This window comes from Pseudomonas sp. GM84 (assembly GCF_000282535.1).
Taxonomy (GTDB): Bacteria; Pseudomonadota; Gammaproteobacteria; order Pseudomonadales; family Pseudomonadaceae; genus Aquipseudomonas.
This window is the reverse complement of the sequence record NZ_AKJC01000074.1, coordinates 21,367-33,185: the sequence shown is the minus strand read 5'-3', so window position 1 is coordinate 33,185 and position 11,819 is coordinate 21,367. Positions and strand designations below refer to the sequence as shown.

Genomic DNA, 11,819 nt, shown 5'->3' with positions numbered 1-11,819 from the left:
GTGCACTGCCTGTATGCCCCTCGGCGCGGTGCCGAGGGGCATTGTGATCAGAACCAGCGGTCCTGCATGTCGAAACAGAGGCGGTTGCCTGCAATCAGCAAGTTGGCCTGCGCCTGAACCGCCGCCAGTTCCCAGTCCATGAAGTAGCGTGCTGCCTGCAGTTTGCCCTGGTAGAAGTCCGCTTCGCTGCCCTGCGCCCCGGTCTCCAGCGCCTGGCTGGCGACCAGCGCCATGCGTAGCCAGAGCCAGCCCACCAGCACGCGACCGAACAGGTCGAGGTAGGCGGTGGCGTTGCTGAGGCCGAGGCTTGCGTCGGCAGCGACCTGGTCCTGCAGGCTTTCACTGGCCGCCTGCAGTGGGGCGAGCGCGGCGGCGAGGGCATCGGCGAGCGCCGCACAGCGTTCATTGCGCCGGCCTTCGGCCAGTGTGCTGCGCACCTGGTCGAGGAACAGCCGGTAGCCGGCGCCCGCGTGCTGTTGCAGCTTGCGGCCGAGCAGGTCAAGGCCGTGGATACCTTCCGTGCCCTCGTGGATAGGGTTCAGGCGGTTGTCGCGATAGTTCTGCTCTTGCGGGTATTCGCGGATGTAGCCGGAACCCCCGAGTACCTGGATGCCGATGTCGGAGGCGATCACGCCGTAGCGCGACGGGTAGGACTTGACCATGGGGATCAGCAGGTCCAGCAGTTCGCCCGCGTTGCGCCGTGCCGTCTCATCCGGCGCTGTATGGCTGTCCTCGAACAGGCTGCTGGCGTACAGGCACAGCGCCAGGCTGCCTTCGGCGTAGACCTTCTGCTGAAGCAGCATGCGACGCACGTCGGCGTGCTCGACGATACGCACCTGGGGGGACAACGGGTCCTTGCTGCCCGGCAGGCGGCCCTGGGGGCGTTCGCGGGCATAGTCCAAGGCCTGGACAAAGCTCTGGTAGGCCAGCGCCGAGGCACCTAGGGCCACACCGATGCGCGCTTCGTTCATCATCTGGAACATGTAGCCCAGGCCCTTGTTGGCCTCGCCGACCAGATAGCCGACGGCGCCCTCGCGCTCGCCGAAGTTGAGCACGGTGGAGGACGTGTTGCGGTAGCCCAGCTTGTGCAGCAGGCCGGCCAGGGCCACGTCGTTGCGCGGCCCCAGGCTGCCGTCGGCGTTGACCAGGAACTTGGGCACCAGGAACAGGGAAATACCCTTCACCCCAGCCGGGGCACCTTCAAGCCGTGCCAGCACCAGATGCACGATGTTGTCGGTCAGCGAGTGGTCGCCACCGGAGATGAACATTTTCTGGCCGAACAGGCGGTAGCTACCGTCTGCAGCGGGGCGTGCGCTGGTGCGCAGGTCGCCGAGGGCCGAGCCCTGCCCGGGTTCGGTGAGGGCCATGGTGCCGCTGAAGCGGCCATCGAGCATGGGGGGCAGAAAGCGCTGGCGCAGGGCGTCGCAGGCGAAACTCTTGACCAGGTTGGCGGCACCGATGGTCAGGAAGCAGTAGGCCACCGAAGCGATATTGGCCGCATTGAAGTAGGCCATGCTGGCGCGCAGTACCACTTCCGGCAATTGCAGCCCGCCGTCGTCGGCGTCGTGGTGCGCGGCCAGGAACCCGGCCTCGGCGAAGGCATCCCAGGCCGCCTTGGTTTCGGGAATCAGGTGGACCTGCTCGCCATCGAAACTGGGTTCATGGGTATCGCCCTTGTGGTTGTGCGGGGCGAAACAGTTGGCAGCGAGGGTGCGGGCGGTTTGCAAGGTGGCGTCGAAGACGGCGCGGTCGTGCTCGGCGTAGCGGGGGCGATCGAGTAGCGACGCGGTATCGAGGAGTTCGTAGAGCTGGAAATTCAGTTCACGTTCGTTGAGCAATCGAGGGGTCATGGCAAGGCTCGCAGGCGAAGATCGAACGCCTAGTAGACCTGCTGTCGTGGGTGGCGGCGTCCTCCCTTAACGGGGGGGAGGGCGGGGGCAACCGGGCCTGCGGACCCGCACCGTCGCCGGCACCGATCCGCGGACCGTGTGGCTTCAGGACACGCGTCGCGCCTTGTCCTGCCAGTATTTCTCCCGTACCTGGCGGCGCAGCACTTTGCCGACCACGCTCACGGGCAGGGCGTCGACGAACAGAATCGACTTGGGCACCTTGAAGCGGCCCAGGCAGCCCTTGGCGTACTCGATCAAGGCATCGGCACTGACCTGCTGGTCCGCCTTGAGCACCACCTCGGCATGCAGCGCTTCGCCCCATTCCTCATGGGGAACACCCACCACGGCCGAGTTGGACACGGCGGGATGGGCGTTGAGGGCAGCCTCCACTTCGACCGCGTAGACGTTGAAGCCGCCGGTGATGATCATGTCCTTCTTGCGGTCGACCAGGTGCAGAAAGCCCCCTTCATCGAGGTAGCAAAGGTCGCCGGATTTCCAGAAGCCGTCGACGAATTCGGCTGCGCTGGCCTCGGGGTTCTTGAAGTACCCAGAGACGGTGCCACGGGAGCGAACCCAGAGCTCACCGGTCTCACCCGGTGCCACGGGGTTGCCCTGGTCGTCGACGATGACTACCTCGGCCCCTGCGGCGATGCGCCCGGCGCTGCCAATCTGCTGGTCGCTGGCATCGAGGTGGTCGGCCTTGCCGAGGATCGCCACGGCATGCAGGCATTCGGTCGCACCATAGATCTGCATGAAGATGTTGCCAAAGCGCGCCTGGGCCTGGCGCAACTTGGCCGGGCTCATGGGCGCGGCGCCGTAGGCCAGGGTGCGTAGCGACGACAGGTCATGGTCGCTGGCCGCCGGCAGTTCCAGCAACCGATAGATCATGGTCGGCACCAGCAGCGTCATGGTGATGCGCTCGGCCGCGATGTTGCGGCACAACTGCGTCAGGTCCGGCACGTTCTGGGTTACGGTGCAGCCACCCCGGAACAGCGTGGGCAACAGGCCCAGCCCGGAGCCATGGCTGATGGGTGCCATGTGCAGGAAGCGGGTGTCCGGCTGGTACGGCTGCTCGCTCTCCATGTACATGGAGTCGCGCAGGGCCAACCAGTTGTCCAGGGTGTAGGGCACGCATTTGCTGGCGCCGGTGGTGCCACCGGTAAAACGGTAGGACACGACGTCCACCTGGGTTTCGTGGACCGTGCCAGGGGTGGCGTCGCTCACGCCTTCGAGCAGGTCCCAGAAGTACAGCAAGCCGTCGCGGGGCTGCTCCGGACGGTCCATGCAGACCACCTGGATGCCTTGCGCCTGGAGCATGTCGCCGTAGCGCGCCAGCAGCGCGTTTTCGAGGATCACCACCTTGGGACGGATCAGTGCGATCTGGGCCCGATGCTCCTCAAGGGCGTCGCGGAAATTGGTATAGGCGCCCGCGGCCTCGCATTTCATGGCGGTCCAGGCGTGCAGCAGCGACAGGCTGTCGTTGTCGAGGATGCACAGGTAGACATCACCGCGCACCAGGCCCAGACGCTCACGAAACATGTTGGCGATGCGATTGGTGAGTGCATGCAGTTCGCGGAAGCTGTAGCGCCGCTGGCGCTCGATATTGACCAGCGCCTCGCGGTCGGCGAAACGGACAGCGAGATTACCCATCGTGCGGGCGAAGTTCATTCTTGTCATTATTGTCGTCCCTCCTGTTGCCCGGGCCGCCAGCAGGGCCCGAGCGAAACCCGAAACCCCGCAGGCCGGCGACTTGCGGGGTGACATGAGTGCCGCGAAACGAGGCGTGTCAGAGGCCTTTGAGGCCTTTCATCGCCGTTTCGATGAACAGCTGCACTTGCTGGTTGGCATCGGTGCGTGGGCTGGTGTTGCTCCAGTCGGTGATGCGGTCCATTTGCGCGAGGATGGCTTCCGGCGTCAGGTCGGCACCGCCGAGGAATACCGGCGTGGTCTCTTCCATGCGCAGGGCCGAGAAGACTCCGGCACCGGCGCTGAGCACCAGCTTGGTCGGTGCCTCTTCGCTGACCAGCAGCAAGGCGCCCGGGCTGACCTGCTCGGGACGGCTGGCGGCGAGCAGCTCGGCCGACATCACGTCTTCGGTCATGCGGGTGGCGGCCATCGGGGCCAGGGTGTTGACGCGAATGTTGTTGCGCACGCCTTCGATCGCCAGCATGTTCATCAGGCCCAGTACCGCCATCTTCGCCGCGCCATAGTTGGCCTGGCCGAAGTTGCCGAAGATCCCGGCGGCGGAGGTGGTCATCAGGATGCGGCCGTAGTTCTGCTCGCGCATCAGGTCCCACACCGCCTTGGTGCAGTGGATCGAGCCCATCAGGTGGACGTTGATCACGGCCTGGATATCGGCCATGTCCATCTTGCTGAAGGACTTGTCACGCAGGATGCCCGCATTGTTGATCAGGATGTCGACGCGCCCGAAGGCCTCGACGGTCTGCTTGACCAAGGCCTGGACCTGCTCGTAGTCGGCCACGTTGGCGCCGTTGGCGATGGCGGTGCCACCGGCCTGCCGGATCTCCTCGACCACGGCCTGGGCGGCTTCGGTGGAGCTGCCTGAGCCATCGCGGCTGCCGCCGAAGTCGTTGATCACGACCTTGGCGCCGCGAGCGGCCAGTTGCAGGGCATGGACGCGGCCCAGGCCGTTGCCTGCGCCGGTAATGATGGCAACGCGGTCATCGAAACGAATAGTCATGGTTTGAGTCCTCTTGAGAAAGTGTAATAGGTGGAGAACGGCGGGGAAACTGCGTGGGTTCCCCCGGTTGCCGTTCTCCAAAACAGATCAGCCCCGGGCAAAGATGCCGACGTGTTCGGTGGCTTCTTCCACGCGCCAGAGGCCGCCGCCATTGCCTTGCAGGGCGATGCGCGCGCCTTCGACCTGGCGCTTGCCGCAGTTGCCACGCAGCTGCTCGACCAGCTCGAAGATCTGGCCGATGCCCGTGGCGCCAATCGGATGGCCCTTGGACTCCAGGCCACCCGACGGGTTGACCGGCAAGCGGCCGCCCAGGGCGCTGTCGCCACGTTCGGCCATGACCCCGCTCATGCCGGGTTCGCACAGGCCCAGCGACTCGATGGAAAGCAGCTCGCCGATGGCGGTGGCGTCATGCACTTCGGCGACGTCGACCTCCTGCGCGCTGATGCCAGCCTGTTCGAACGCCGCCTTGCCGGCCTGGTAGGTGCAACCTTTGTCGAAGTCATCGGCGGCACGTGCCGAGGCCGAGCGCACCACGCTGGCCAGCACCTTGACCGCACGTCGCTTGTCGAAGCCGTACTTCGCCAGTGCCGATTCGGTGCAGAGGATGGCCGCGGCGGCGCCATCGGAAATCGGTGAGCACATCGGCAGGGTGATGGGGTAGGTGATCGGTGGCGCGGCGAGGATTTCCTCGATGCTCATGGCATTGCGGTACTGGGAACGTTCGTTGTGCACGGAGTGGCCATGGTTCTTCGAGGACACGGCCGCCAGTTGCCGCTGGGTGATGCCGAAGCGCTCCATCAGGCCGCCACGGCCGAGTGCGGCGTAGACGTCCATGAAGGGGCTGTAGGGCTTGGGCGACTGCGAGCCTGGCGGCGGCACGATGTCCTTGCCCATGGCGGCCAGGTACTGCTTGTTTTCCTCGAACGTCTCGATATCCCAGGCCGACTCGAAGGCCGAGAACATCTTCGACTTGTCGCTGTAGAACATCTTTTCCGCGCCCACCGCCAGTGCGATGTCGGCGGCGCCGGCACGCAGCTGGGTGACCGCCAGGTTGAAGGCATGGCTGGAGGAGGCGCAGGCGCCTTCGATGTTGAACAGCGGGATGCCTTCCAGTCCCAGCGGCAGCAGTGCCACCTGGCCGCGGATCATGTGCTGGCCATCGAAATGGCCCTGGGTGCAGTTGCCGAAGAACCCGACCTGGATCCACTTGCGGTCGCAACTGGCATCCTTGAGGGCATCTTCCACAGCCCAGGCGGTGAGCTGCTTGATGGTCTTGTCCGCGTGGCGACCGAACGGGGTCATGCCGACACCGACTATGTATACGTTTTCCATCGTTGCCTCGAATCGTTCTGGTAAGGGGAGGGCAGGCGCCCGGCTCAATAGCCCTTGAAGTTCGGCTTGCGCTTTTCGGCGAAGGCGCGGATGCCCTCGGCAATGTCGTAAGAGCGCTGGTGGTCGCGCAGCTCCAGCAGTTCGTGGCGCAGGGCATCGGCACGGGATTTGTCGCCGGCGGCGTCCGCCACGCGCTTCATCTTGCGCAGCACCAGCGGGCTCTTTTCGGCCAGTTTGTCGCCGATGGCCTGGACCCGCGCCACCAGCTCGGCATCGGCCACCACTTCGCTGACCAGCCCGTACTGCTTCATGTCCCGAGCGGGCAGGGAGTCGCCGGTGAACAGCAGGTACTTGGCGATGTTCTCGGGGATCTTGCGTGGCAGCACCGCGGCACCGCCGCCGCCGGGGAATACACCGAAGTTGGAGTGGGCATCGCCGAAGCGGGCACTTTCTGCGGCGATGACGAAATCGCAGCACAGGACGGTTTCCAGGCCACCGGCCAGGGCCAGCCCGTTGACGGCGGCGATCACAGGCTTGGGATAGGCACGCAGGGCATCGAAGAACACCACGATGTTGTCCAGCAGGTCCTTTTCCCCGGGTTGCGGCGTGCCACCGACCTTGAGGTCGGCGCCGGCGCAGAAGGCCGGCCCGGTGCCGGTCACGGCAATCACCCGCACGCCATCGTCGTGCTCCCAGGCGTCCAGGCGCGCCGTCATGGCCTGCAGCATTTCCGGGTTCAAGGCGTTCATGGCCTTGGGGCGGGTCAAGGTGATCCAGCCCACCTGACCCTTCACTTCAAACGATACGGACTCGCTCATCTCATCACCTCGCTCGCAATTCACAGGGCTTTTCTGCCTGGATCCGAACTTACGCGAGGCCCTTGCGGACACACCCCCCCCCTTGCGGACGGGGTCCACTTCCCTGCGGTTGTAGCAGGATGCAGGCGACGTCACGAACACTTACGAAGGTGGAGAAAATGAGCATGTCCACATCTGTCATCGACGCCGACGACCTGTTGGTCGCGACCAAGTTTTCACCGCCGCGCCTCAATGCCCGGCATATCGCCCGGGAGCCGCTGCTTGCCCGGCTGCGTGAGGCGCAGTACGGCAGTGCGACGCTGATCACAGGCCCCGCCGGTTTCGGCAAGACCCTCCTGCTGGCGCAGTGGCGACTGGAGTTGATGCGTGCCGGGCTGGATGTGGCCTGGATCTCGTTCAGCCTCGACGACCGGCAGTTCGCCAGCTTCCTCGCCTACCTGCTGCACGCCCTGCAGCGCCTGGGCATCGCCATCGAACCTGAGTGGCTGCAGTGCGACGGCAGCGAGCCGTCGATCAACGCCCTGATCGCCATCGTCACCCGCGAGGCAGAGGCGGTGGGCAAGGAGTTGCACCTGCTGATGGATGACTTCCATCACGTGGAATCCAGCGCCGCTCACCGGTTGATGCAAAAGCTGCTGGACCACTGCCCGGTCAACCTGCACTTCACCATCGCTTCGAGGGCCGCTCCGTCCTTGAGCCTGGGGCGCCTGCGCATGCAAGGGCAGGTGGCCGAGATCGATTCGGCCGAATTGCCGTTCGGCCTTGAGCAGACGCGGGATTTTTTCCAGCACAACCTCACGACCCTGACGCTCAGTGCCGATGAGGAGCGCCTGATCCACGACGTCACCCGTGGCTGGCCCGCCAGCCTGCAACCGATCGCCACCATGCTGAGGGTTCGTCCGGGCAAACGCTCGCAATTGCGCTCGATCCTGTGGAAGTCCAGCGACCTGCAGGCGTACCTGGCCGAGGATGTGGTCGCTTGCCTGGCGCCCGAAATGATCGAGTTGATGGAGAAGGTGTCGTTGTTTCGGCGCTTCAATGCCGAACTGGCCCAGTTCGTCACCGGCAACGCGCAAGCGCATGCCTTGATGAAGCGGGCCGAGGAGGAGAACCTGCTGGTGTACCGCATCGAGTCCGATGACAACCTGCCCTGGTATCGCTTCCATCCGCTGTTCGGCGAGTTTCTCGTGCAGCGCCTGTCGGCACGCGGCGAGTCACAGGTAGAGGGGCTGCACCGGCGGGCCAGCCAATGGTTCGCCGAGCACGACTACCTGGTGGAGGCGGTGCGACACGCCAATCTGGGCGGCGATGTGGATTATGCGGTCAAGGCCATGGAAGAGGCGGCCTCCAGTGCCTGGAGCATGGCCTACATCAGCCCCATGCTGCATTTGCTGGAGCGCCTGCCGCAAGAGACGCTGTTTGCCCATCCGCGGCTGTTCATCCTGGGTTGCCTGACGTATGCCTTCACCGCCCGCCCGGAGCAGGCACGGCGTTGGCTGGAACAGATCCGTCGCGCCGAGGCGGCGCGCAACCCGGCGATCTCGTCCAAGTTTGCCCTCGCCGATGCCGCCATTGCCTTGCAGCTGGACCAGCCGCGCCGGGTGGTCGGCCTGTTGGAGCCGGCCTATCGGGCGCCACTGGAGAATCGCTCGTTGCGCTACATCGGCCTGTCGGCCCTGGCCTGCGCCTACCTTGCCGTAGGGCGTCTGGACGCCGCCAGCGCGTTGCATGCACAGCACCCGATCCATGCCGAGGACAGTGACAACGACATGGCCATGGTGTTCGAGAACACCCGCGCCATGGCCAGCCTGGCCCATGGCGACGCTCGCGAGGCCGCGCGCCTGGGGGCCAGCATCCTGTCCCGAGCCCAGACAGCCTACGGGCGTGGCTCGGTCTGCGCCAACCTGTGCGCCGCCACGCTCTGCGATGCCTACTACGAGTTGGACCGGATCGACGATGCCCTGAGTGTGCTGGCCAATCGCAGCGGCATCCTGCGTTCCTCCATGCCTGATGTGATGGCCCGCGCCTCCCTTAACCGCGCCCGCATCAGCGCGCAGCGCGAGTCGCCCCAGGCAGCGCTGGATCTGCTCGAATCCCAGGCTGCGCACTTTCATGTGCTGGGCCTGGAACGCCCGCGGGCGTTGGTGCTGGCCGAGCAGGTCAGGTTGCTGGTGGGGCAGGGTGAGATGCGCCGCGCGGCAGAGCTGGTGGCGCGGCTGGCCGCGCTGGAGGCGGCTGAACCGAACAGCGCCGAGACACGTGACGAAATTGCCGCAGTGGCCGCCATGTCGCGCGCTCGGTTGGCGTTGGCGGCGCAGGAGCCCGCGCGCGCGTTGGAAGACCTGGACGCCGTGGGCGCGTTCGCGGCCGCGGTCGGTTGTGTGCGCACGCAGGTCAAGGCGAGCCTGCTCGGTGCGCTGGCACAACATGACCTGGGCCAGCAAGACGCCGCCAGGGAGCACTTGCAAGGCGCTATCGGCACCGCTGCGCGGCTGGGGCTGGTACGCACCGTGCTCGATCAGGGCGCCGCGCTCGTCGAGCTGCTCGAAGGCTGGCGCCGGGACGTAGCACTGGAGCCGCTGCTGGCCGATTACCTGGAGCACCTGCTGGCCGTCCGGGAGACGCAAGAGGAAGCACCCGTGAAGCGGGTCCCGACACGCAACGCCAGCAATGGGCCTCGCCCCAGCTTGACCCCTCGGGAGCTGGAGATTCTCGGCCTGGTGGCCCAGGCGATGTCGAACAAGCGTATCGCGCTGACGCTCAACATCACGTTCGGCACGGTGAAGTGGAACGTGAAGAACATCCTCGCCAAGCTGGACGTGTCGAGCCGCTATGCGGCGATTTCCCTGGCACGCCAGCAGGGGCTGCTGAGATAGGCGGACGCTTGGCCAATCGGGTCCCCCTACCCAGAGGGGAGGCGCACGCACGCGGGGCGAGCGCCATGCTCCGGTCAGTGCGCTGCGTGCCCCTGGCTGCAGCATGGCCTTTCTCTAGCGTGTGAGGAAAATATGAGCGATACATCCGCAGTGTTCCTGAGCGAACAGGAAGTCATGATCCGTGATGCCGCCCGCAAGGTGGCCCAGGAAGTGGTGGCGGCCACGGCCGCCGAGCGCGACCGCACCGGGGCCTGGCCCCATGCCGAACTCAAGGCGGTGGCAGAGCTGGGCTTTCTGGGCATGCACATCCCCGAGGCGTTCGGTGGCGCGGGCATGTCGTTTGCCGAGTACTGCCTGGCCATCACCGAATTCGCCGCGGCCGATGCGGGCTTTGCCACCATCCTGCATGTGCACAATGGGATGGCCGACATGCTCCATCGCTACGGCACGCCGGCGCAGAAAGACCAGTACCTGGCGGCCATGGTCTCCGGCGAACTGATCGCCGCCGGTTTGCTCACCGAGCCCCAGGCCGGCTCGGACACCGCAGCGTTTCGCACCATGGCGCGTCGCGAAGGCGACAGCTACGTGCTCAATGGCAGCAAGCAGTTCATTTCCAACGGCAACGAGGCGGGCATCGCCTTTGCCATCGCCGCGGTCACCGATACGCCGGAGGGTCGCAAAGGCCCGAGCATGTTCATCATCGACCCGCGCCAGCCCGGCTACACCGTCACCCGCGTGGAGAGCAAGATGGGCCAGCGTTCGGCCCAGGTCGCTGCCATCCAGCTCGACAACTGCCGGGTTCCGGCCGCGAACCTGCTGGCCGAGGAGGGCAGTGCCTACAAACGCCTGATGGGCACCCTGTCCGAAGGCCGCATCGGCATCGCTGCCGTGGCGGTGGGCGCAGCGCGGGCCGCACTGGAAGCGGCAGTGAAGTATGCCAAGGAGCGCGAGGCCTACGGTGCGCCGATCATCCACTTGCAGGGCGTGGCCTTCGACCTGGCCGACATGGCGACCCGATTCGAGGTGGCCCACACCTACATGCTGCATGCGGCGCGCCTGAACCAGGCCGGCGTGGCCTGTGCCAAGGAGGCCTCCATCGCCAAGCTGTTCGCCAGCGAGATCGCCGAGAAAGTCTGCTCCGATGCGCTGCAGATCCATGGCGGCTACGGCTACCTGAGCGACTTCCCGGTGGAGCGCTATTGCCGCGATGTGCGGGTGACCAAGATCTACGAAGGCACCAGCCACATCCAGAAGGTGATCATCGCTCGCAACCTGTAATCAGGGAGGAATGGCCATGACAGACGAAGCAGTGCGCTACGAAAAGCTCGGCAACACGGCGGTGATCACGCTCAACCGTCCGCACAGGCGCAATGCGCTGGATGCAGCCGTTGCCGAGGGCATGCAGGGGGCGGTCAGCACCGCCCGCCAGGACCCGTCCGTGCGGACGGTGGTGCTCACCGGCGCGGGCGGAGCCTTTTGCGCCGGTGCCGACCTTGCGGGCGACGCGGCGAGCGACGACCCGGTGTTCTTTGGCCGTGACCTGGTGCTTGGCCACCAGCGATGGCTCGGTGAGCTGGCGGCCCTGGAAAAACCGGTGATCGCAGCCGTGGACGGCCCGGCGGCGGGGGCCGGGTTTTCCCTGGCCCTGGCGGCGGATTTCATGTTCGTGACCCCGCGCACCCGGCTCATGGCGTCGTTCGTCAGTATTGGCCTGGTGCCGGACCTTTCGATGTTCCATGTCCTGCCGCGACTGGTGGGCCTGGCAAGGGCCAAGGAGATCATCTTCAGCGCGCGCGCCATCGGCGCTGAGGAAGCCTTGGCCTTGGGCCTGGCCCAGGCCCTGGTGCCGGCGGACCAGCTGTTGTCGCGGGCACTGGACTACGCGCGGCAATTCGATGACGCGCCGCCGCGTGCCCTGGCCCTGGCCAAGACCCTGCTGAACCGCTCGTTCGAGACCGATCGGGCGACCATGAACCAGCTGGAAGCGGCGGCCCAGTCGCTGTGCGGGGCCAGTCAGTACCATGCCGAGGCGGTGCGCCGGTTCCTCGCCAAGGAAGCGCTGGCCTACGTCGGTGCCGAGCTGCCGGCGTCCTGAAACCGCCGCGCCGCGCAGTCTGCGGTTGCGTTTTTGACATCACCACCCGGAGCGAAGGCTCGCGGGTGGTGTTCGTGCTGGTTTCAGCCACTCAAACGGGGGTCGAGC

8 protein-coding genes are annotated in these 11,819 nt (G+C 65.9%); 3 read left to right on the top strand and 5 right to left on the bottom strand.

Annotation, left to right across the window (positions count from 1 at the left end; all coding sequences use genetic code 11):
* Positions 1-47: 47 nt before the first annotated feature.
* The 5 genes from PMI38_RS04780 to PMI38_RS04760 all read right to left on the bottom strand — a co-directional run bounded on the left by PMI38_RS04780 (position 48) and on the right by PMI38_RS04760 (position 6,740).
* Positions 48-1,850: an acyl-CoA dehydrogenase gene (locus tag PMI38_RS04780; protein ID WP_008091313.1), complete on the bottom strand. Its 1,803-nt coding sequence runs from the start codon at positions 1,848-1,850 to the stop codon at positions 48-50.
* 144 nt (positions 1,851-1,994) lie between these two features.
* Positions 1,995-3,566 (bottom strand): class I adenylate-forming enzyme family protein, encoded by a 1,572-nt coding sequence (locus PMI38_RS04775; RefSeq protein WP_008091311.1) that lies wholly within the window; start codon positions 3,564-3,566, stop codon positions 1,995-1,997.
* 109 nt (positions 3,567-3,675) lie between these two features.
* Complete coding sequence (locus PMI38_RS04770; protein ID WP_008091310.1) at positions 3,676-4,590, bottom strand: SDR family NAD(P)-dependent oxidoreductase; 915 nt, start codon at positions 4,588-4,590, stop codon at positions 3,676-3,678.
* An 87-nt stretch (positions 4,591-4,677) separates the two neighbouring features.
* Positions 4,678-5,922 (bottom strand): thiolase family protein, encoded by a 1,245-nt coding sequence (locus PMI38_RS04765; RefSeq protein ID WP_008091309.1) that lies wholly within the window; start codon positions 5,920-5,922, stop codon positions 4,678-4,680.
* Between the two features lie 44 nt (positions 5,923-5,966).
* On the bottom strand, positions 5,967-6,740 hold the full coding sequence (locus tag PMI38_RS04760; protein ID WP_008091307.1) for an enoyl-CoA hydratase/isomerase family protein: 774 nt from the start codon (positions 6,738-6,740) through the stop codon (positions 5,967-5,969).
* Between the two features lie 164 nt (positions 6,741-6,904).
* On the opposite strand from PMI38_RS04760, the gene PMI38_RS04755 reads away from it, so the two are divergent.
* The 3 genes from PMI38_RS04755 (at position 6,905) to PMI38_RS04745 (ending at position 11,711) form a co-directional block, all read left to right on the top strand.
* A complete protein-coding gene (locus PMI38_RS04755) occupies positions 6,905-9,616 on the top strand; it encodes a LuxR C-terminal-related transcriptional regulator (RefSeq protein WP_008091305.1) in 2,712 nt (903 codons plus the stop codon).
* Between the two features lie 150 nt (positions 9,617-9,766).
* Positions 9,767-10,894, top strand: a complete 1,128-nt coding sequence (locus tag PMI38_RS04750) for an acyl-CoA dehydrogenase family protein (RefSeq protein WP_202949536.1) — start codon at positions 9,767-9,769, stop codon at positions 10,892-10,894.
* A 16-nt stretch (positions 10,895-10,910) separates the two neighbouring features.
* Entirely contained in the window at positions 10,911-11,711 is an 801-nt protein-coding gene (locus tag PMI38_RS04745) for an enoyl-CoA hydratase/isomerase family protein (RefSeq protein ID WP_008091300.1), read from the top strand.
* Positions 11,712-11,819 lie beyond the last annotated feature (108 nt).

Coding starts and splice junctions, on each gene's coding strand:
- PMI38_RS04780 (WP_008091313.1), bottom strand. CDS start 1,850: ATGACCCCTCGATTGCTCAACGAACGTGAACTGAATTTCCAGCTCTAC.
- PMI38_RS04775 (WP_008091311.1), bottom strand. CDS start 3,566: ATGACAAGAATGAACTTCGCCCGCACGATGGGTAATCTCGCTGTCCGT.
- PMI38_RS04770 (WP_008091310.1), bottom strand. CDS start 4,590: ATGACTATTCGTTTCGATGACCGCGTTGCCATCATTACCGGCGCAGGC.
- PMI38_RS04765 (WP_008091309.1), bottom strand. CDS start 5,922: ATGGAAAACGTATACATAGTCGGTGTCGGCATGACCCCGTTCGGTCGC.
- PMI38_RS04760 (WP_008091307.1), bottom strand. CDS start 6,740: ATGAGCGAGTCCGTATCGTTTGAAGTGAAGGGTCAGGTGGGCTGGATC.
- PMI38_RS04755 (WP_008091305.1), top strand. CDS start 6,905: ATGTCCACATCTGTCATCGACGCCGACGACCTGTTGGTCGCGACCAAG.
- PMI38_RS04745 (WP_008091300.1), top strand. CDS start 10,911: ATGACAGACGAAGCAGTGCGCTACGAAAAGCTCGGCAACACGGCGGTG.